The sequence below is a fragment of the Leifsonia sp. TF02-11 genome (assembly GCF_017565305.1).
Classification (GTDB): domain Bacteria; phylum Actinomycetota; class Actinomycetes; order Actinomycetales; family Microbacteriaceae; genus Leifsonia.
Genome location: NZ_JAGEKP010000003.1, coordinates 136,683 through 157,605, shown reverse-complemented (window position 1 = coordinate 157,605; position 20,923 = coordinate 136,683). Strand labels below are relative to the sequence as shown.

The window sequence follows — 20,923 nt, the reverse complement described above, 5'->3', positions numbered from 1 at the left end:
GTAGCCCAATGATTCGAGCGAGAACGCGCACGCGCGCTGCCCTTCAGCTCGCCGCAGTCTGGACCCCCGCATTGGTGCTCCTGGGCTCCTGGCCCCTACTTGAGCCGCCGCTGCCCGCGAGCCTCGCCACTCGGTGGTCGGGGAGCACCGCGGAAGGATGGGCGCCGGCGGCTCTCGTGTTCGGCGTCGCGGCCGTGATCTCCGTGACGACCGCGGCGTGCGCGGGCCGCGGCGAGCGACGACGTGTCTGGATCGCATCCGGGTTCTCCGCATTCAGTGCGACCGTGTGGATCGTTGTGGCCGTCGTCAACCTGCAGAGCCCGCCGGAGCTCGGGGGCTGGGGCCTCGTGACGCCGTTCGCGTTCCTCTATGGAGCGCTGCCTGCGTGGCTCACGGTCGTGAAGCCAGGCGCCGACACCGGGGACGAAGCGGGGATGCGTCCGGTGGCGGCGAAGGCTGCACGGGACCTCGTCTTCTCGCCGGTGATCTGCGTTCTCGCCGCCTGCACAGGGGTGGGGTCCTTGTTCGTGGCCCTCGTCTCCGCGGGCGAGGAGGCCTCCAACTGGATGGCGATCGGGCTCGGTCTGACGACCGTGGTCGCAGCAGAGTTCGCCGTCGTCCGCATCACGCGGTCGCCCCGACGTCTGGTCGTGTTCGGGACGATTCCCGGCCTCCCTCTCTACTCGATCCGCGCCGACCGGATCCGTTCGGTCGAGGCCCTTCACATCCGTCCCCTCGACTGGGGAGGGTGGGGCTATCGCATCGGCGGGAGAGGCACGGGCGTCATCGTGCGGTCGGGCCCCGGAGTCACGATCCACTCGACCTCGGGCGGCGCCTTCACGGTCAGTGTCCGGCATCCCGAGCGCTTCGTCTCGCCGGCCGCCGGCGCCTGAACGCGACGCTCACCGAGTAAGCGAACCGCGCACTCACCGCATCAGCGTCTTGGCCAGCGCCACATACTCCTTCGCGTTGGCGTCCGGCAGGTAGGCGCGGCCGATCGCGTTGCCGATCGCGGGGAGTGCCACCGCGTCGGGGTATGCCAGCCACAGGGTCTCGTACGTCGGGTTGAACTTGCTCTTGAAGCTGAACAGCGAAGCGAAGCCGTATGCCGGCTCCAGGGTCTTCGCGAGGAACGCGAGGAGGCGGTCGATCACCGCGGGCTCGCCCTCCGCGCTCTCGTCGTCGAGAGCACTCGCCGGCTTGGTCGCGAGCGGGGCGCCGGACAGGCTCAGCACCTCGACGCCCTCCCCGCGCATCCGCTGTGCGGCGGACGCGATCACGAACTCCATGATGCCCGGGATGCTGCGGTCGGCTCGCCGCATGAAGTCGATCGTGTACCCGACGATGCGTTCGTCGCGCCAGCTCGGCAGCCAGCTGGTGACCGCCTGGAGGTCGCCCTGCGGGTCGTACGCCAGGTAGAGCCGCACCTCCGGGTCCTTCAGCTCGGCCATGCCGCCCAGGGTGAAGCCCATCTCCGGCAGCTCCTTCTCGGACACCCACTGCTCGCTGAGCGACACGATCTGGCTCTGCTGCAGGGGGGCGAGCTCGTCCCAGGTGGTCCAGAGCGTCGAGATGCGCTCCTTCACGCCGCGGTTGTGCGCCTGACGCACCTTCTGCCACGCCTTGCCCTGCATGTCGAAGGTTTGCGGGTGCATGAGCGTCTCCTCGCCGACAGAGACGCTCTGCCAGCCGAGCGACTCGAACACCGGCAGGGTCGCGTCGTGGATGCTGTAGAACGCGGGCGTCCAGCTGTTGGCATCGCAGAACCCGATGAAGTCGATGATGGTCTGCTCGGCGCGCTCCGGATGGCAGACGGGGTCGGACAGCGTGATGGCGACGCCGTTGATGACGCGGTAGGCGACCGCGGCCTCCCCGTCTTCCGAGAACCAGTAGACGTTCCCCGGCCAGGTGCCCATGAAGCCGAGCGTCCCGCCTCCGCCCGCGCGCAGGAGCTCGCGGAAGTGCAACTCGTCACCGAGGGTTCGCCCCGTGGAGGTCGCGCGGTACAGCCGCATCGTGCCGATGACGAAGATCGTCCAGAACACCGGGCCGACCCACTGGTAGAGGAATAGCACGATCGGTGCCGTCGGCACGATCACCGGGCCGAGCACCGACTCGAAACCTGACGGTACGAAGCGACGCAGCGTGGACATGAACACGTCGCCGATGCCCGCCTCCGGCACGAAAGAGCCCAGGGCGGCGAGGCCCGCGATCAGGTAGGCGACCGCGAGCAGCGCGAACGAGACCACGATCAGGATCGTGAAGCGCACGACCGCGTCCCTCGGTGCCCGGATCTGGAACTGGCGGCGCGTCGCCAGCAGGAGCACGATCGTCGCGAGCGGCACCAGGAACGCGGCCAGCAGCCAGAGCAGGATCTCGATGGCCGGCGCCAGGGCGTCCATGCCGTCGACCTGCACGGTGACGTCGCCACCGGGCAGGGCGGTGAAGGGGAGGACGACCATCGCCGCGTTGACGATGATCCCGAGCAGCCAGGCGAAGTGACGACCGCGCCGGAGGCCGATCGCCGTCACGATGAGAAGCGCCAACGGCAGCAGAGTGAGCAGCAGCGGGCCGACGCCCTGCACCGCGACGGCGGCGAGCTCGTCGCGGCAGTTGGAGGTGTCGACCGCTCTGCAGGCCGTCAGGACCGAGACCGCGTCGACCTGCCGATGCAGGAACAGCGCTGCGACGAACGAGAGCGGGCCGAGACCGCCTGGCGGCAGCAACGCCGCGAGCGGCCCCACGGCGGTGATGGCCACGATCGCGGCGACCAGGTTGCGCGTCTCCCCGTGCGAGCTGCGGCGCATCCTGTGCAGCCGGCCGCGACGGAGGATCACGCCGAGGGCGAGTCCGAGCAGCGCCGCGATGAGGCGGTAGACGTTGTTCTGGTCACCGTTGTAGAGCACGAACATCACGACGACGGCGAACGTCAGCAGCCGGATGCGTCGCCGCCACAGCGTGCTGGCGAAAGCGCTCGCCGCGATCAGCGCGCCCACGACCCCGATCGTCGGGTCGAGGGTGAAGTCGAACTCCGTCGCCCGGGCGAGGATTTCACCCGCGCTCGCCGCCGCCCACTGTCCGACGACGCCCAGCGTGATGCCGACGACGCCGGTGAGGAGGAAGGCGACGATGAGCCGCACGGTGCCGAGCAACCGCTCCGCAACGGCCAGGAGCGAGAGGGCGAGCACGAACGAGATGACGAACTGGACGGGATCCTCCGGAACGAAGAGCGCCGTCAGCGGTGTCCACCAGTAGCCCGCGTGGATCGTCGTGGGCACGCCGGCCGCCCAGACCAGCGATCCGCCGCCGACGGTGGCAGCACTCCAGAGCGTTCCGGTGGCGATGGAGGTTGCGAGCACGATCAGCGCGAGCGTGACGCTCGCGGGCGCGATCAGCACGTAGGCGCGCAGCATCGCCCACGCCGGTGGGCGCTCCGGTGAGGGAGGGGCCGGCGTGGCCGGTGCGGTGTTCGGGGGAGCCGTGCTCATCGTGTCTCCGTCGCGGTGGGCACCACCCTAGCGGTCGATGCCCGTGTGCGGAGGTCAGATCTCGCGCAGACGCTCCGCAAGGTAGCGGTCGAGGCCCTCGAGCGGGATGCGCTCCTGCTTCATGGTGTCGCGGTCGCGCACGGTCACGGCGTCGTCTTCGAGCGAGTCGAAGTCGACCGTCACGGCGAGCGGCGTGCCGATCTCGTCCTGGCGGCGGTAGCGGCGACCGATCGCGCCCGAGTCGTCGAAGTCGACGTTGCGACGCTTGCGCAGCTTGTCGGCCAGGCCGCGCGCGAGCGGCGACAGGGCCTCGTTGCGCGAGAGCGGGAGGACGGCGACCTTGACGGGAGCGAGGCGCGGGTCGAGGTGCAGTACCGTGCGCTTGTCGGTGCCGCCCTTGGCGTTCGGCACCTCCTCCTCGTCGTACGCGTCGACCAGGAACGCCATCAGGGCGCGGGTGAGACCGAACGACGGCTCGATCACGTAGGGCACGTAGCGCTCGTTCTTGTTCTGGTCGAAGAAGCTGAGGTCTTTGCCCGAGTGCTCGATGTGCGTCTTCAGGTCGAAGTCGGTGCGGTTGGCGACGCCCATCAGCTCGCCCCATTCGCTGCCCACGAAGTCGAACTTGTACTCGATGTCGATGGTGCGCTTGGAGTAGTGCGCGAGCTTGTCCTTCTCGTGCTCCAGGCGGCGGATGTTCGCCGGGTTGATGCCGAGGTCGACGAACCAGTTCCAGCAGAGGTCGATCCAGGTCTGGAACCACTCCTCGTCGGTGCCGGGCTCGACGAAGAACTCGATCTCCATCTGCTCGAACTCGCGGGTGCGGAAGATGAAGTTGCCCGGCGTGATCTCGTTGCGGAACGCCTTGCCGATCTGGCCGATGCCGAACGGCGGCTTCTTGCGCGCGGTCTGCAGCACCGCGGCGAAGTCGGTGAAGATGCCCTGCGCGGTCTCCGGGCGCATGTAGTGGAGGCCGGACTCGTCGTCCACGACGCCGAGGTAGGTCTTCATGAGTCCGGAGAACTGACGGATCGGCGTCCACTGGCCCACCTTGTCCGGGTGGTCGGGGTCGGCGATGTCGTCGAGGCCGTTCGCCGGCGGGTGGCCGTGCTCGGCCTCGTACGCCTCGAACAGGTGGTCGGCCCGGTAGCGCTTGTGGGTGATCAGCGACTCGGTCAGCGGGTCGCTGAAGACCTGCACGTGGCCGGAGGCCTCCCACACCGCGGTGGGGAGGATGATCGCCGAGTCGAGGCCGACCATATCGCCGCGGCCCCGCACGAACGCGTTCCACCACTCGCGCTTGATGTTCTCCTTCAGCTCCACGCCGAGGGGGCCGTAGTCCCACGCCGAGCGGGTGCCGCCGTAGATCTCGCCGGAGGGGAACACGAATCCGCGGTGCTGCGCCAGCGTGATGACGGAATCCAGTCTCGACGGTGCGGCCATAGGTGCTCCCTGTTCGGTGCCGGGTGGTGTGGGGACCCGTCCATCCTACTGAGGATGCGCAGCCGTCACCGGCCCGCGCGGAAGTCCTGCTCCAGGATCGCGTAGACCGCGGTGTCCGACCACTCGCCCTTGAAGATCTCGGTCTGGCGCAGGAGGGCCTCCTGCCGCATGCCGATGATCTCGCAGAGCCGTGCGGAGGCCTCGTTGCGTGCGTCCAGCTGGGCGAACACGCGGTGGCCGCCGAGGGTGTCGAAGCACAGCTCGAGGAGGCGGGTGGTCGCCTCGGTGGCGTAGCCGCGGCCGTGGACCGCCGGGTGGAACACCCAGCCCATCTCGAATTTCGCCCACTCGGCCTTCTTGAGGAACAGGCTCACGTGGCCGATCACCCTGCTGTGGCCGCCCTCGGGGTCCGGCAGCTCGACGGCGTAGACGATGCCGTCGCCGTCGGCGGCGAGCCGGTTCATGGCGATGCGCTTGCGGAGGTGCTCCGCCGACTCGTCGTGGTCGTGGACTTCCCAGTAGAGGTAGCGGGCCACATCCTTCAGCCGCTCGAACTCGTGCCCGTTCTCGAGGTCGCCGCTGTTGAGCGGGCGGAGCAGGAGGCGCTCGGTGCGGAGAGTCTCCGCGGCGTACGGGAGCCCGGTCGCGGCGTGCGGTGCTTCGGTGGTGATCGTGGCCTCGTCGCTCACGTGTCCTCCTCGGTCGGTGGTGGGGTGATCCGTCAGGATGCCGCGGTCTCGTCGTCGACGGCGCGCAGCGCACGCGTCGTCGGCACGTCGTCGACTTCCAACCCGAACAGGGCGGAGGTCGCGTCGACGAACGCCTGCGCGTCGCCGTGCCTGGCGAGCTCACGTGCCCGCACCGACGGCGTGTGCAGCAACACCCCGGCGAGGTGTCGCAGTGCGGCCTCCGTCTGCTCCGACGAGTCGCCGCGCGAGCGGGCCCGGGCGATCTCGGCGTCGAGGACGCCGAAGACGTGCGAGCGCAGCGCGACGAGCGCGGGCGTGACGGCCTGTTCGGCGTTCTGCGCGGCGAATTCTGCCGCTGCTGCGTCGACCAGTTCGCGGGCGTCGGCGGCGGCGTTCAGCTCTTCGACCGGGGCGTGGATGCTGATGGTCTCGAGGTCGAGGAGCTCGACACCGGTCAGCTCTGCGACAGCGGGGTCGACGTTGCGGGGCAGGCCGAGGTCGATTACCAGGCGGCGTTCTGCGGAGCCGGGGAGAGCGATGGCTGCGCTCAGCAGGTCGCGGGTGAGGACGTGCTCGGTGACGGCCGAGCAGGTGACGACCAGGTCGGCGCCCGCCAGCTCGTTCTGCAGGTCGTCCGCCTTGACCGCGACGACATCGTGCGACAGCGCGAACTTCGCCGCGCGGCCGGTCGGGGAGTAGACCCGGACGTCGGTCACGCCGTGGTCGCGCAGGGCGGCGAGGCTGGCGCCGGCGTACTTGCCCGTGCCGACCAACAGCACCCTGACCTGCGTCCAGTCGGAGATGCGGCTCTCGGCCAGCTCGAGCGCGAGGCGGACCATCGATCGGCCGGCGGTCATGATCCCTGTCCGGTTCTTGACGCCGCGAGAGGTGCGGGAGGCGACCTGGAAGACGCGCTCGAGGTCACCGGTGACGGTGCCGGCCGTGCGGGCCGCCTGGAGGGCCCGCCGCACCTGGCCGGCGATCTCGCCCTCGCCCACGACGACGGACTCCAAGCCGCTCGAGACGGAGAAGAGGTGCTCGGCAACGGCGTCGTCGCAGTAGACGGTGCTGGAGGCGCGCAGCGTGTCGGAGTTGATGCCGGCGGCGGCGCTGACCGCCTCGATCACGGCTTCTGCCGAGACGGCGCGGGCCGCAGGGAGCGGCTCGTCGATGTCGAGGTATGCCTCGAAGCGGTTGCACGTCGCGAGTACGACGGATCCGCTCACGAGTTCGCTGTGCTCTGCGAGTGCCGCGGTGACGGCCGGAGCGTGGCGCTCGAGCCGTTCGAGGAGGTCGAACTCCGCGGTGCGGTGGCTCGACGAGAAGCAGAGAAGCACGGGCAAAGCCTACGCTCGCCGTCGGTGTTCCTCGAATCGAGATACCCCGTCGAGAGGACCACCGGCGAGATTCCCGGAGGATTGGCAGATTCGTGCCTGGAAGAATGGACGGGTGACCTCCCTCGACCCGTCCCACCCGCTCTCCGCAGGCCTCACCGCCGACAGCCGCCTCGTGCGCTCCTATCAGGGCGAGCGGCAGGAGGTCGTCCCCGTCTGGTTCATGCGCCAGGCCGGCCGTTCGCTGCCGGAGTACCGCGAACTCCGGGTCGGCACCCGCATGCTCGACGCGTGCCTCGATCCGGCGATGGCCAGCGAGATCACCCTGCAGCCGGTGCGCAGGCACGGCGTCGATGCCGGCATCTTCTTCAGCGACATCGTCGTGCCGCTCAAGCTCGCCGGCGTCGCCGTGGAGATCCAGCCCGGTCGCGGCCCCGTCTTCGAGCAGCCGGTGCGCACCGCAGCCGACGTCGCGCGGCTGGAGGAGGTCGACCCGGCGTCGTTCGACGCGGCGACCTTCGCGCCGATCGCCGAGGCCGTGCGGCTCACGACGGCGGAGCTGGCGAGCACACCGCTCATCGGATTCGCCGGAGCCCCGTTCACGCTGGCGGCGTACCTCGTCGAGGGTGGCCCGTCGAAGGATCACATCCGAGCTCGCACGATGATGCACGCCGACCCGGAGGCGTGGGCGCGGCTCATGGCGTGGAGCGCCGACGTCACTGGCGCCTTCCTCCGCGCGCAGCTGCTCGCCGGCGCGAGCGCGGCCCAGCTCTTCGACTCGTGGGCGGGTTCGCTCTCGCTCCGCGACTACGTCGAGCACGTGGCCCCTGCGTCGGCGCGGGCACTCTCGCATGTGCGCGACCTGACGTACGAGGTGGCCCGACCGGAGGCTTCTGCTGAGGCTGCCGAGACGACCGACGCTGCCGCGACGCCCGTGATCGACGAGCCACTGGTGCGCAACGTGCCGATCGTGCATTTCGGGGTCGGCACCGGCGAGCTGCTCAACGCGATGCACGACGTGGGCGCCGACACCGTCGGGGTCGACTACCGCACGCCGCTCGACGAAGCCGCGCGCAGGCTCGGTCACGTCGTGCCGGTGCAGGGCAACGTCGACCCGGCGATGCTGGATGCGCCGTGGGAGGTGCTGTCCGCGCACGTCGTGGACGTGCTGGAGCGGGGGCGCGAAGCCCCGGCCCACATCCTGAACCTCGGCCACGGCGTCCCGCCCGAGACCGATCCCGCCGTCCTGACCCGTGTGGTCGAGCTCGTCCACGGGTGGCGGCCGTGACCGCGGAGCATCTCGATCACGACGCCCTCGCTGCGGAGGTCCGCCACGCCGTCGAGGCGCCAGCCACGCGCATCGCCGTCGTCGGCGGAGGCGTCTCCGGACTGGTGGTCGCGCGGGAGTGCGCTCGGCCGGGCTTCGAGGTCACCGTTCTGGAGGCCTCCGGCCGCGTCGGCGGCTCCGTCGCGCCGCTGGAGCTCGACGGGCTGACGCTCGACGCAGGGGCCGAGAGTTTCGCGACGCGCGGCGGCCACGTCGCCGCCCTGCTGGAGGACCTCGATCTCACCGAGGAGATCGTCACCCCCAACCCCGCTGGCGCCTGGGTCCGGAACGGCACGCGCAGCGTCCCGCTGCCGAAAGCCGGTCTGCTCGGCATCCCGAGTTCGCCGCTGGCCAGCGACGTCGTCGCGGCCATCGGCTGGGGCGGCGCGCTCCGCGCCTACCTCGATCGGCTGATGCCGGTGCTCAAGATCGGCACGGAGCGCCGTCTCGGCACGCTCGTCCGCAAGCGGATGGGCTCGAAGGTCCTCGACGAACTGGTGTCGCCCGTCGTCACCGGCGTCTACTCGGCGAACCCGGACGACCTCGACGTCGACGTCGTCGCGCCGGGGCTCAACTCCGCCCTGACCCGGCTCGGCTCCCTCTCCGGTGCGGTGGGCGAGCTGCGGTCGTCCGCCAAGGCGGGCAGCGCCGTGCAGGGCATCCGCGGTGGGATGTGGAGACTGCCGGCGGCGCTCGCCGACGACATCGTCGCCCGAGGCGGCACGATCCGCACGGACGCCGCCGTCGTCGCGGTGGCGCCGTGGGTGGCGCCCGACCCCGATGAGCTCGCCGCGGCCGCTGTCGAGGAGGCTCTCGCGGGTCTGGACGACGACGCCGCACCCGACGCGGCGGCAGAGGAGGAGACCGCTCGCGCCGACGAGCGTCCCGCCCGCTGGACGCTTCGCCTCGCGGACGGTTCGACCCTGGACGCCGACGTCCTCGTCGTGACCGCGCCCGCCGACGCGGCGCTGGCCCTTCTGCCGGGTGTCGACGCCGGCCTGGCCGAGCTCGCCGCTCTCGACTGGCCGGCCGCATCGAGCGTGGAGCTCGTGACCCTGGTGCTCACCGACGACCGTGTCGGCGCAGCACCCGTGGGCACCGGCGTGCTCGTCGCCGACGACGAGGCCTCCGGCGTCGGCGCCAAGGCGATGACGCACTCGAGCGCGAAGTGGGCATGGGTGGCGGAGGCCGCGGGAGCCGGACGGCACGTGGTCCGGCTGTCGTACGGGCGCGCGGGCCGCCCGGCCGAGTCTCTCGGGCTGAGCGATGCCGAACTGCGCGAGCGCGCGGTCGCCGACGCCGCAGCGCTCCTGAATATTCCGCTCGAGGCATCCGATGTCTCCGCATTCGCCCGGACCCCCTGGACGAACGCGCTTCCCTATGCGACAGTGGGGCAGCGGGAACGCATCACGCGCGTCCGCGACGAAGTCGAGAACATCGAGGGCGTCGAAGTGACCGGCTCCTGGCTGACCGGCACCGGGCTGGCATCCGTCATCCCGGACGCACGCCGGGTGGCGGAGCGGGCACGGGGTCTACGCTGGAAATCACTGACCGACGACCTGGAGAGGTGAGGAACGGATGCGGGGAAAGCTTCTCTTCGTGACGGGAGCGGCGGTGGGCTACGTGCTCGGCACGCGCGCCGGGCGCAAACGGTACGAGCAGATGAAGTCGGCCGCACTCAAGGTCTGGGAGTCGCCGGGGGTGCAGAAGCAGGTGAACGCCGTCGAGGACTTCGTGGCCGAGAAGGTCGGCGAGATCCCCGAGGCCGTCTACCTCACGGTCAAGAAGACTGTCGTGCGCGCGAACGAGCGTCGTCGCGAGTCGCGCCTGCCGGATCCGGGGTCGTCGGGGGTGGCCGTCGTGCCCCAAGCACGGGATGATCAGACGCGGGATGATTCCCAGGAGTAGCGGATGTCGTCGCGTCCGAAGGGGCAGGTGAGCGGATGACCGATCGAGAGCGGGCCGGATCCCAATCGCTGGGTGAGTTGATCACGGCCCTGCCGCGGCTGCTCATCGAGCTGCTGAAGGCCGAGCTGGCCCACCTCCGCGCGGAGTTCGCCGAGAAGGCGAAATATGCCGGCATCGGCATAGGGCTCTTCGTCGGTGCTGCCGCGTTCCTGTTCTTCGCGCTCGGGGTGCTCGTCGCGGCAGCGATCCTCGGGCTCGCGGTCGTGCTCCCCGGATGGGCCGCCGCACTCATCGTCTTCGGCGCCCTCCTGATCATCGCCGCCGTCCTCGTCCTGATCGGCATCTCGTCGCTCAAGCGGATGAACGGGGTTGCTCCGACGGAGACGATCGCGAGCGTCAAGTCCGACATCGACGCAGTGAAGGGGCTGGGCAGGTATGACGACTGACCGCAGCGACGTCGAACGCGCACGCGCCGAGCTGGCCGCCACCGTCGACGCCATCACCTACAAGCTGAACGTGCCCAAACGCACGGCCGAACGTGTGCAGAGGCTTCGCGACGACAATCCGCTCGCCCTCGTCGGGCTCGCGGTCGGTGTGGCCGTCGCCGTGGGCGGAGCCGTCTGGGGGATCGTGGCGGCGGTCCGCCGCTGAGGACCAGGGCGATCGGGGTCTGGGGCCGCCGAGGCGTTTTTGCCTTCACAGGTTTGCGAGGGAGACTGTCGGTATGAGTACCCCGGCTGCCGCTCCGGCAGAGTCGACCTCCCCCGAACAAGACGCCCCCGAAAGCCCCAGCGGATTCACCCTGTGGGCTGTGCTGCGCCGTGACCCGGCGCGTCCCGACGACCTCGACGGCACCGACGTCCCCCGCGCGGTGCAGGAGCTCGAAGGCGTGATCGCCGACCTCGAGCTGCACGACGTCACCACCCGCGGACTGTACGACGTGAGCGGGCTCCGCGCCGACGCCGACATCATGATCTGGCTGCACGGCCCGGAGGCCGAGGCGCTGCAGTGGGGACTCCGCCAACTGCGCCGCACCCAGCTCCTCAAGGCGTTGCTGCCCACCTGGAACGCCATGGGCGTGCACCGCGACGCCGAGTTCAACCGGTCGCACGTACCGGGGTTCCTGCGCGGCAAGGAGCCGAAGGGGTGGCTGTGCGTCTACCCGTTCGTCCGCAGCTACGAGTGGTACCTGCTTCCGGACGAGGAGCGGGCGCAGATGCTCGCCGAGCACGGCCGCAAGGGTGCTGCGTTCCGCGGGGTCCTCGCCAACACTGTCGCGTCGTTCGCGCTCGGCGACTACGAGTGGATCCTCCCGCTGGAGGCCGACGAGCTGACCGACCTCGTGGATGTCATGCGCGAGCTCCGCTACACCGAGGCCCGCCGTCACGTGCGTGAGGAAGTGCCGTTCTTCACGGGCCGGCGCATCGAGCCCGCCGAGGTCGTGGAGGTCCTCCAGTGACGGGAACCGAAGCCGCCCCGCGCGTGCTGGGCGCGACTCCTGCCGCCGCCTCCGGCCCCGAGCACGTCACGGAGCCGGTCGCCTACGACGCGATCCTGCTCGCCGGATTCGGCGGTCCGGAGGGCCAGGATGACGTCATCCCCTTCCTCCGCAACGTGACCCGCGGCCGCGGCATCCCCGAGGAGCGACTCGAGGAGGTGGCGCACCACTACCGCCACTTCGGCGGGGTGAGCCCCATCAACGACCAGAACCGGGAGCTCAAGGCGGCGCTGGAGGCCGAGCTCGCTTCGCGCGGCATCGACCTGCCGGTGCTGTGGGGCAACCGCAACTGGGACCCGTACCTCGAGGACGCACTGCGCGAGGCGGAGGAGCGCGGCTTCACCCGCATCATCGCGATCGCCACGAGCGCGTACTCCTCGTACTCGAGCTGCCGCCAGTATCGCGAGGACTTCGCCCGCGTGCTGGAGGAGACCGGGCTGGAGGGCACGATCCAGATCGACAAGGTGCGTCAGTTCTTCGACCACCCCGGCTTCGTCGAGCCGTTCATCGAGGGCGTGAAGAACGCCGTCGCCGAGGTGGAGGAGAAGGTCCCGGGCATCGACCCGGCGACCGAGATCCGCATCCTCTACTCGACGCACTCGATCCCGTCCACCGACGCGGCCAAGTCGGGGCCGGCCGAGCGTGGCTTCGGAGAGGGCGGCGCCTACGCGGCGCAGCACCTGGCCGTCGCCGAGGTCGTCTCGCAGGCGGCGACCGGCGGCACCATCGGGTGGGATCTGGTCTACCAGTCCCGTTCCGGCCCGCCCTCGATGCCGTGGCTGGAGCCCGACATCAACGACCGCATCGCGGAGCTGCCGGCACTCGGCGTGAAGGCCGTCATCATCGTGCCGCTCGGTTTCGTGAGCGATCACATGGAGGTGCTCTGGGACCTCGACAACGAGGCGATGGAGACCAGCGAGGAGAACGGCCTCGTCGCCGTCCGCGTTCCGACCCCCGGTACGCACGCACGGTACGTGCAGGGCCTCGTGGATCTCGTCCTCGAGCGGCGTGACGGCGTACCGGTCGACCAGCGCCCGGCGATGACCTCGCTCGGTCCCTGGTACGACGTGTGCCGACCGGGGTGCTGCGAGAACGTGCGCTTGGGCTTCAAACCGGCCGCCGCGGGGCTCGCGCCGTGACCGGCTCGGTGACCCTGGCCGAGGGCCGAGCTGACCGACGGGACGGCGTGCTGCGCATCGGCACCCGCGGAAGCGCGCTCGCGGTCGCTCAGACCCGCGCCGTCGCCGAGTCGATCGCGCGGGCGACCGGTCTCGACGTCGAGCTCGTGACCGTCACGACGCACGGCGACACCTCGCGGGAGTCGCTGTCCGAGCTGGGCGGAACCGGCGTCTTCGCCACCGCGCTGCGGGAGGCGCTGCTGGCCGACGAGTGCGACCTCCTCGTGCATTCGCTCAAAGACCTCCCGACCGCTGCGGCCCCCGGACTCGTCATCGGCGCCGTACCTAAGCGGGCCGACGCGCGCGACGCACTGTGCGCCCGCGAGGGCTGGACGCTCGAGACGCTGCCCGATGGCGCGAAGGTCGGCACCGGATCGCCGCGCCGCGTCGCCCAGCTGAAATCCGCGCGACCGGACCTCGATGTCGTCGACATCCGCGGCAATGTGGACACCCGGCTCGGCAGGGTGGCGGAGGGCGACCTCGACGCCGTGGTCCTGGCCGCGGCGGGTCTCGGCCGGCTCGGCCGGTCGGAGGCCGCGACCGACTTCTTCGCCCTGTCACAGGTCCCGACCGCACCCGGCCAGGGTGCACTGGCACTGGAGGTCCGCGAGGGTGAGCAGACCGGGCGCGGCGACGTCGCCCGTGCGTTGAAGGCCGTCGACCACGCCACCACCCACGCTTGCGCGACCGCCGAGCGTGCCGTGCTCGCCGGCCTGGAGGCCGGCTGCGCCGCACCCATCGGCGCCTCGGCCCTCGTCGACGACGGGCTGCTCTTCCTCACGGCGACGGTCTACCGACCCGACGGGTCCGAGCGGCTGACCGCGTCCCACGCCGCCACCCCCGACTCGTTCGGCACCGCCGACCTCGACGAGGCGGCCAGAGACGTCGGCGCGCGCGTGGTGGCCGAACTGCTCGCCGCGGGGGCCGCCGACCTTGCTCCACTCGGGGGCGCACGATGACCTCCACGTCTCCCACCCCGAAGCCGCTCGCCGGTTGGCGCGTTCTCGTGCCGCGGGGCGGTCCGTGGGGCGACTCCGTCGCCGCCGACCTGCGCGCGAAGGGCGCTACCCCTGTCGTCGCGGCGATGATCAACTTCGCACCGACCGCGGATGCCCCCGCTCTGGAGGCCGCCCTCGCCCGCCTCGCCGACGGCGGGTTCGACTGGGTCACCGTCACCAGCGCGACGACCGTCGACGTGCTGAGCGCGGCCCGTGCGGTCGTGCCGCCGACCACCCGGATCGCGGCCGTCGGCGAGACCACCGCCGCCGCTCTGGTCGCGGCCGGGTACGCCGTCGACCTCGTTCCCGCCGAGGACAACTCCGCGCGCGGGCTCCTCGAGGAGTGGGAGGCCGCCACCGAGGGCGTCGTGCCGCTGCGGATCCTCACCCTGCGTTCCGAGATCGCCAAGCCCCTCCTGACCGAGGGGCTGCGTCGCATCGGGCACCAGGTCGAGTCGGTCGTGGCCTACCGCACCGTCGGCATCCCGGTGCCGGAGAACATCGTCGCCGACGTGCGCGACGGGCTCGTGCAGGCGATCCTCGTCACCAGCGGCTCCGTCGCCGAGCAGGTGCAGCTGCAGCTCGGCCCCATTCCGGAGACGACCCTGGTCGCGGCCATCGGGCCGCAGACCGCGCGCGACGCCCGCGAGTACGGGCTGCGGGTGGACGTCATCGCGGAGGAGCGCACGGCCGCCTCCCTCATCGAGGCCGTCGCCGCGGCCGCCACCTCCCGCCCCACCCCCTGACCCCGGCCCGCAGTTCCTCACTTCCTCCCGCGACACGCCGTGCGGGGGCGGGAGAAAGTGAGGAAGCGATGGCTGACGGCGTGCGGCGGGCACACAGCGCCGCGGGCGTAGGCTGGGGAGAGTGAGTGAGTTGCATCCCGTTGTGCGGCCGCGACGGCTCCGGCAGTCGTCCGCCCTGCGCCGTCTGACCGCCGAGACCCGCCTCCACCCGGCCGAGCTGATCCTCCCGCTGTTCGTGCGCGAGGGCGCATCCGCGCCCCAGCCGATCGCATCGATGCCGGGAGTCGTGCAGCACAGTCTCGATTCCCTGAAGCGCGCGGCCGTGGAGGCCGCAGAGGCCGGAGTCGGCGGGGTCATGCTCTTCGGCGTGCCGCAGAGCAGGGACGCCGTCGGCAGCGCCGCCACCGACCCGAACGGCATCCTCAACGTCGCGACGCGTGCGCTCGTCGACGAGGTCGGCGACGCCCTCGTCGTGCAGACCGACCTGTGTCTCGACGAGTTCACCGACCACGGCCACTGCGGCGTTCTCGACGGCGACGGCCAGGTCGACAACGACGCGACGCTTCTGCGGTATCGCGACATGGCGATCGCGCAGGCCGAGGCCGGGTCGCAGCTGCTCGGCCTGAGCGGCATGATGGACGGCCAGGTGGCCGCCGTCCGCGATGCACTCGACGCGGCGGGCCGCAGTGACGTGGTCATCCTCGCGTACGCCGCGAAGTACGCCTCCGGGTTCTACGGCCCGTTCCGGGAGGCGGTGGACTCGCAGCTGTCCGGCGACCGCCGCGCCTACCAGCAGGACCCGGCGAACCGCCGCGAGGGCCTGCGCGAGGCGCGCCTCGACCTCGAAGAGGGCGCGGACATCCTCATGGTGAAGCCCGCCCTGAGCTACCTCGACGTGCTCAGCGACGTCGCCGCCATCAGCGACGTGCCGGTCTGGGCCTATCAGGTCTCCGGCGAGTACGCGATGGTGGAGGCCGCCGCGGCGAACGGCTGGATCGACCGCGAGCGCGTCATCGAAGAGACCTTGATCGGAGCGCGACGCGCGGGCGCCGACGCCGTGCTCACCTACTGGGCGACCGAGGTCGCGGGATGGCTGCGATGAACGACTTCCACACCGAACACCGTCCCACCGGCGACACGCAGGACCTGCAGGGCCTGGCCGACGGCGCCGCGATCGGCGACGTGAACCTCGTGCAGTTCGAGCGAGCGCAGCGCGTGATCCCGGGCGGCGTCAACTCTCCGGTGCGGGCGTTCCGCTCGGTCGGCGGCACGCCGCGCTTCATGGTGTCGGCGCGCGGCCCCTACATCGTGGACGCCCAGGGCCGTGAGTACGTCGACCTGGTCGCGTCGTGGGGGCCGGCGATCCTCGGCCATGCCCATCCCGCGGTCGTCTCGGCGGTTCAGGAGGCCGTGGCGCGCGGCCTCTCGTTCGGTGCGTCCACACCGGCGGAGACCGAGCTCGCGGAGGCCGTGCTCGCCCGCGTCCCGTTCGTCGACAAGCTGCGGCTGGTGTCGACGGGGACCGAGGCGACGATGACCGCCATCCGGCTGGCGCGCGGCTACACCGGCCGCCCGCTGCTGATCAAGTTCGCCGGGCACTACCACGGCCACTCCGACAGCCTCCTCGCCGAGGCCGGCTCCGGTCTCGCTACGCTGTCGCTGCCCGGTTCGGCGGGCGTCACCGAGGCGACGGCCGCGCAGACCCTCGTGCTCCCGTACAACGACCTCGACGCCGTGCGTGCCGCCTTCGAGGCGAACGGGCCGGATATCGCGGCCGTCATCACCGAGGCCGCCGCGGCGAACATGGGCGTCGTCGCACCGGACGACGGCTTCAACGCCGCGCTGACCGACCTCGCGCACGAGTACGGCGCCTTGCTCATCCTCGACGAGGTGCTGACCGGGTTCCGGGTGAGCGATGCCGGCTACTGGGGTCTCGACCGCGGCTACACGCCGGATCTCGTCACGTTCGGCAAGGTCATCGGCGGCGGCATGCCGCTGGCGGCGGTCGGCGGTCGCGCCGACCTCATGGACTTCCTCGCGCCGACCGGGCCGGTGTACCAGGCGGGCACGCTGTCGGGCAATCCGGTTGCGGTGGCCGCGGGCCTTGCCACGCTGGCGAACGCCGACGAGGCGGTCTACGACCGGCTCGACGTGGTGGCCGACACGCTCTCGGGCGCCGTTTCGGACGCGCTCGCGGCGGAGGGCGTCGCCCACCGCGTGCAGCGCGCCGGCAACCTGTTCAGCTTCGTCTTCGGCGACTTCGCCTCGGCGCCGCGCACGTATGCCGAGGTTCAGTCGCAGGAGGCCTTCCGGTACCGCCCGTTCTTCCACGCCATGCTCGACGCCGGGGTGTCCCTGCCGCCGAGCGTGTTCGAGGCCTGGTTCGTCACGGCCGCTCACGACGACGCGGCCATCGACCGCATCCTCCAGGCGCTCCCGGCCGCCGCTCGCGCCGCCGCTGCCGCCTCCGCCACCCCCGCCTGACCTCGAGGGGCACGTTGTTGTCCCCCTCGGACGCCGAGGGGGACAACAACGTGCCCCTCGGCGGGAGGAACGTCACTCGTCGGCGGCGGAGGGCTCGCGCGAGAGCGACTCGACGTACGTGTAGGTCGCGGCCGACGGCCAGCCGTCGGCGTCGAGCAGGGCGTACACGTCGAAGTTCAGCTGGCCGCCGCCTCCCGCGGCGCGCCGCAGCGTGCGCGGAGGCACGTCCGACGATGCCCGCACCGTCACCGTCTGCGGGTCGACGCCGGACCGCAGAAGACGGGCGTGGAAGGTGGTGGTTCGGGTCACCGGTCCACCTTCTCACACCCGCCCTGCGTCGCCGGCCGCTAAGCCTGCCCGTGCGATTCGCGCGAGCGGCGGGACAGCGAGTCGATGATGACCGCGAGCAGCAGCACGGCGCCCGTGATCATGAAGCGGTACGACGAGTCGAGGTTCAGCAGCGTCAGGCCGTTGGAGATCGACTGGATGACCAGGATGCCGAGCAGTGCCGACCACGCCGATCCACGTCCGCCGAAGAGGCTCGTCCCGCCGATGACCGCCGCCGCGATGGCGTTGAGGTTCGTGTCGGTGCCACCGGAACCGGCTCCCACGGATGCGAGCCGGGCTGCCGCGAGCAGTCCCCCGACCGCCGCGAAGGTCGAACACAGGATGAACACGCTGATGAAGATCCGGTTCACCTTGATACCGGCGCGGCGTGCGGCCTCGACCGAGCCGCCGACCGCGAAGACCGAGCGGCCCCACTTGGTGCGGGTGAGGAAGAAGTTCATCACGATGACGAGGACCACGAAGAACAGGAACATCGCACCGGTGCCTCGGTCGGTCGAGAGGTACCAGACGGCGATGCACAGTCCGATGAGCAGCAGCACGGCCTTGACGAGCACGACGGCCATCGATCCCTCGGACAGCCCGGCCCGGCGGCGTCGGACGTTCCGGCGCCAGTCGGACCAGAACATCCCGCCCGCGGCGATCACGGCCAGCGCGTACGCCGCCCACGGCGGGAGGAAGGTCTGCTGCGCGAACTTCACGATCCACGAGTCGTAGGGGATGTTGATCGAGCTGTTCGGTCCGAGGATCCAGAGCTGGACGCCGAGGAAGCCCAGGAGGCCGGCCAGGGTGATCACGAAGCTCGGCACGCCGAACCGGGTGAAGAGCAGACCGTAGAGCAGGCCGATCACGGATCCAGCGAGGATCGCCACGATGACCGTGACCGCCAGCGGCCAGTGCAGCTGAGTGAAGCCGACGCCGAGGATGGCCGCGGCGACGCCGCTCACCGACCCGACCGACAGGTCGATCTGGCCGAGCAGCAGCACGAGCACGATGCCGATGGAGATCGTGCCGATGGCCGCGCACTGCAGGGTGAGATTGACCAGGTTGTTCGCGCTGAGGAAGGCGGGGTTCAGGATCTGGAAGACCACCCAGATCACGATGAGGCCGACGACGACCGGCAGGGAGCCGAGGTCGCCTCCGCGCACCCGACGCCCGAAGGCGCGGACGGCGCCGCCGAGGCCCTGGTCGCGGATGAGGCGCTCGTCCTGCAGGTCTGCCGCGAGCTGAGCCGGAGTCTCGGGTGCCTTGGTCATCGGTCCTGCTTCCCTTCGGTGCTCTCGGTGCCCGCGGCGTGGTCACCGTGCTCGATCAATTCGACACGCTCCTCGATGCGTTCTGCGCGCTGTGAGACGACATTGTCCGTCGCGCCGGTGATGGCCGAGATGATCTCTTCGTAGCTGACGTCGGGAACCCGGAAGTCCCCGTTGTTGCGGCCGAGGCGCAGCACGGCGACCCGGTCTGCGACCGCCTGCACATCGGCCATGTTGTGGCTGATGAGGATGACGCCGAGCCCCCGCTCGCGCAGGCGCTCGATGAGGTTGAGGACTTCCGCGGTCTGTGCCACGCCGAGTGCGGCCGTTGGCTCGTCGAGGATGACCACGCGCGGCTCGCCGATCAGCGAGCGGGCGATGGCGACGGTCTGGCGCTGGCCGCCCGACAGCGACGCGACAGCGATCCGTACCGACGGGATACGTGCGGATAGCTGGCGGAGCAGGCTCCACGAGCGCTTCTCCATCTCCTCTTCGTCGAGGGTGCCGTGCGTGATCTCACGGCCGAGGAACAGGTTGGAGACCACGTCGAGGTTGTCGCAGAGCGCGAGGTCCTGGAACACGGTGGCGATGCCGAGCTGACGGGAGGCGGCGGGGGAGGGGATGCTGACGTCCTGGCCATCGAAAGTGATGGTGCCGGCGTCCTGCGGGTGCACGCCGGCCAGGATCTTCACCAGGGTGGACTTGCCCGCTCCGTTGTCGCCCACGAGGGCGACCACTTCACCGGGGTAGACCTCGAGATGGATGTCGGTGAGCGCCTGGACGGCACCGAACCCCTTCGAGATTCCTCGGAGCGAGAGGACGGGCTCTCTGCTGGACCGTTCCTGGTCGGTGACCGCGGATTCCATCGTCACGGCGTACTCCTTCGGGCCTGACGCTATCGATCACGCTGCGCGATCGTTCACGTGCTTCTGGGCTAACTGTATGGCGGAACCACCCGGCCCGGGATGGCGGATGTCCGCCACCCCAGGCCGGGTGGATGGTGCTCTCGTGGTTACTTGATGCCGTACTTGTCGCAGTCCGCCTTGTAGTCCGCGGTGCAGATCTTGGCGGCGGAGTCGGGGCCGTAGAAGTTGTCCTTCACGACCGTGGACTCGATGTTGTCCGTCGTCACGGCGACCGGGTTGAGCAGGATGGACGCGATCTTCGCGCCGCCGGCCGTCGAGACCTCGGTGGTCTGCTCGGACGGCTTCTGGCCCTTCGTCAGAGCGACGGCGAGCGTGGCCGCCTGCTCGGCTTCGGGCTGGAGCGCCTTGTAGACCGTCATGTACTGGTCGCCGGCGAGGATCCGCTGGATGCCCGCGAGCTCGGCGTCCTGACCGGTGACCGGCGGGAGCGGGCTGACGTTGGCCGCCTTCATGGCCGCGATCGCGCCGCCGCCGGTGCCGTCGTTCGCCGCGTAGACGCCCTTGATCTGGTCCTTGAACTGCGAGACCTGGCCGGACACCCAGTCCTGGGCCTTGGCGGGGTCCCATCCCGGTGTGTCGAACTCGGCGAGCACCTTGAAGCCGCTGGAGTCGATGACGCTGTGCGCGCCCTTCTTGAAGAGGGTCGCGTTGTTGTCGGTCGGCGAGCCGTTGACCATCAGGATGCCGCTGCCCGCGGGCACGTTGTCCTTCTTCAGCTTGTCGACGAGCGCCTGGGCCTGCAGCTTGCCGACCTTCTCGTTGTCGAACGAGATGTAGTAGTTGAGGTCGGGGCTGTTGATGAGGCGGTCGTAGGAGATGACCGGGATGTTCTTCGCTTTGGCCTCTCCGACGATCGACGCGGCGGCCTCACCGTCGAACGGGTCGAGGACCAGGACCTTGACGCCCTGGGTCAGCATGGACTCCGCCTGCTGCTGCTGCTTGCTGGCGTCGCCGTCCGCGTTCGCGTAGAGGACCTGGCAGCCCGAGCAGAGCGACTTGACCTTCGCCTCGAAGAACGGCTTGTCGGCCGATTCGTACCGAGCAGTGACCGAGTCGGGGAGGAGGAGACCGATCTTGGCATTCGCCGCGCCCGAGGCGTTGTTCGTCGAGGAGTTGCCGGAACCGTTCGAACACGCTGTGAGGGTGAGGGCTGTGGCCACGATCGCGGCGGCCGCGATGACCGCTCTCTTGGTGGCGATCTTCATTGAAAAACCTCCGATTCGAAGCCGCCGTCGTTGGCGGCTGGGTTGAGTGTGTCAGTGCGGGCGCTTGGCGTCAATACTTGAATTCAAGCTTTCGATAACGG

Annotated in this window: 20 protein-coding genes; 12 read left to right on the top strand and 8 right to left on the bottom strand. The window is 70.4% G+C overall.

Going from position 1 to position 20,923, the window contains the following annotated elements; genetic code table 11:
• The first annotated feature begins 8 nt into the window (after positions 1–8).
• A complete protein-coding gene (locus JNB50_RS02845; protein ID WP_208038595.1) occupies positions 9–893 on the top strand; it encodes a hypothetical protein in 885 nt (294 codons plus the stop codon).
• A 33-nt stretch (positions 894–926) separates the two neighbouring features.
• On the opposite strand, the gene JNB50_RS02840 is transcribed toward JNB50_RS02845, so the two are convergent.
• From JNB50_RS02840 to JNB50_RS02825, 4 genes are all read right to left on the bottom strand, one after another.
• Positions 927–3,488, bottom strand: coding sequence for a phosphatidylglycerol lysyltransferase domain-containing protein (locus JNB50_RS02840; protein WP_208038594.1), 2,562 nt, complete (start codon positions 3,486–3,488; stop codon positions 927–929).
• A 54-nt stretch (positions 3,489–3,542) separates the two neighbouring features.
• Positions 3,543–4,931, bottom strand: a complete 1,389-nt coding sequence (locus JNB50_RS02835; RefSeq protein WP_208038593.1) for a glycine--tRNA ligase — start codon at positions 4,929–4,931, stop codon at positions 3,543–3,545.
• 65 nt (positions 4,932–4,996) lie between these two features.
• A complete protein-coding gene (locus JNB50_RS02830) occupies positions 4,997–5,620 on the bottom strand; it encodes a GNAT family N-acetyltransferase (RefSeq protein ID WP_208038592.1) in 624 nt (207 codons plus the stop codon).
• Between the two features lie 32 nt (positions 5,621–5,652).
• The gene (locus JNB50_RS02825; RefSeq protein ID WP_208038591.1) at positions 5,653–6,957 is read right to left on the bottom strand and encodes a glutamyl-tRNA reductase; all 1,305 of its coding nucleotides are present in this window, start codon (positions 6,955–6,957) and stop codon (positions 5,653–5,655) included.
• Between the two features lie 112 nt (positions 6,958–7,069).
• Here JNB50_RS02825 and hemE point away from each other — a divergent pair, with 112 nt between their 5' ends.
• From hemE to hemL, 11 genes are all read left to right on the top strand, one after another.
• A complete protein-coding gene (gene hemE / locus JNB50_RS02820; protein WP_208038590.1) occupies positions 7,070–8,242 on the top strand; it encodes a uroporphyrinogen decarboxylase in 1,173 nt (390 codons plus the stop codon).
• A complete protein-coding gene (hemG, locus tag JNB50_RS02815) occupies positions 8,239–9,852 on the top strand; it encodes a protoporphyrinogen oxidase (RefSeq protein WP_208038589.1) in 1,614 nt (537 codons plus the stop codon). Before hemE ends, hemG begins: the two co-directional genes overlap by 4 nt.
• A 7-nt stretch (positions 9,853–9,859) precedes the next feature.
• Positions 9,860–10,189 (top strand): hypothetical protein, encoded by a 330-nt coding sequence (locus JNB50_RS02810; protein WP_208039198.1) that lies wholly within the window; start codon positions 9,860–9,862, stop codon positions 10,187–10,189.
• Between the two features lie 35 nt (positions 10,190–10,224).
• Positions 10,225–10,635: a phage holin family protein gene (locus tag JNB50_RS02805; RefSeq protein ID WP_208038588.1), complete on the top strand. Its 411-nt coding sequence runs from the start codon at positions 10,225–10,227 to the stop codon at positions 10,633–10,635.
• Positions 10,625–10,840 carry a DUF3618 domain-containing protein gene (locus tag JNB50_RS02800; RefSeq protein ID WP_208038587.1) on the top strand — a complete coding sequence of 72 codons (216 nt, stop codon included), beginning with the start codon at positions 10,625–10,627 and terminating at the stop codon, positions 10,838–10,840. Before JNB50_RS02805 ends, JNB50_RS02800 begins: the two co-directional genes overlap by 11 nt.
• Positions 10,841–10,913: 73 nt before the next feature.
• Positions 10,914–11,648: a hydrogen peroxide-dependent heme synthase gene (gene hemQ / locus JNB50_RS02795; protein ID WP_208038586.1), complete on the top strand. Its 735-nt coding sequence runs from the start codon at positions 10,914–10,916 to the stop codon at positions 11,646–11,648.
• Positions 11,645–12,826, top strand: a complete 1,182-nt coding sequence (locus JNB50_RS02790) for a ferrochelatase (protein ID WP_208038585.1) — start codon at positions 11,645–11,647, stop codon at positions 12,824–12,826. Before hemQ ends, JNB50_RS02790 begins: the two co-directional genes overlap by 4 nt.
• Entirely contained in the window at positions 12,823–13,824 is a 1,002-nt protein-coding gene (hemC, locus tag JNB50_RS02785) for a hydroxymethylbilane synthase (RefSeq protein ID WP_208038584.1), read from the top strand. Before JNB50_RS02790 ends, hemC begins: the two co-directional genes overlap by 4 nt.
• Positions 13,821–14,609, top strand: a complete 789-nt coding sequence (locus tag JNB50_RS02780; RefSeq protein ID WP_208038583.1) for a uroporphyrinogen-III synthase — start codon at positions 13,821–13,823, stop codon at positions 14,607–14,609. The genes hemC and JNB50_RS02780 overlap by 4 nt, the downstream gene beginning before the upstream one ends.
• A 130-nt stretch (positions 14,610–14,739) precedes the next feature.
• Positions 14,740–15,711, top strand: a complete 972-nt coding sequence (gene hemB / locus JNB50_RS02775; protein WP_208039147.1) for a porphobilinogen synthase — start codon at positions 14,740–14,742, stop codon at positions 15,709–15,711.
• Positions 15,708–17,093: a glutamate-1-semialdehyde 2,1-aminomutase gene (gene hemL, locus JNB50_RS02770; RefSeq protein WP_374222243.1), complete on the top strand. Its 1,386-nt coding sequence runs from the start codon at positions 15,708–15,710 to the stop codon at positions 17,091–17,093. Before hemB ends, hemL begins: the two co-directional genes overlap by 4 nt.
• Positions 17,094–17,165: 72 nt before the next feature.
• Here hemL and JNB50_RS02765 read toward each other — a convergent pair whose 3' ends face one another.
• The 4 genes from JNB50_RS02765 to JNB50_RS02750 form a co-directional block, all read right to left on the bottom strand.
• Complete coding sequence (locus JNB50_RS02765; RefSeq protein ID WP_208038582.1) at positions 17,166–17,402, bottom strand: hypothetical protein; 237 nt, start codon at positions 17,400–17,402, stop codon at positions 17,166–17,168.
• A gap of 38 nt (positions 17,403–17,440) precedes the next feature.
• Positions 17,441–18,694 (bottom strand): sugar ABC transporter permease, encoded by a 1,254-nt coding sequence (locus JNB50_RS02760; protein WP_208038581.1) that lies wholly within the window; start codon positions 18,692–18,694, stop codon positions 17,441–17,443.
• Entirely contained in the window at positions 18,691–19,557 is an 867-nt protein-coding gene (locus tag JNB50_RS02755; RefSeq protein ID WP_243767988.1) for an ATP-binding cassette domain-containing protein, read from the bottom strand. The genes JNB50_RS02760 and JNB50_RS02755 overlap by 4 nt, the downstream gene beginning before the upstream one ends.
• A 146-nt stretch (positions 19,558–19,703) precedes the next feature.
• On the bottom strand, positions 19,704–20,822 hold the full coding sequence (locus tag JNB50_RS02750; RefSeq protein WP_208038580.1) for a sugar ABC transporter substrate-binding protein: 1,119 nt from the start codon (positions 20,820–20,822) through the stop codon (positions 19,704–19,706).
• Positions 20,823–20,923 lie beyond the last annotated feature (101 nt).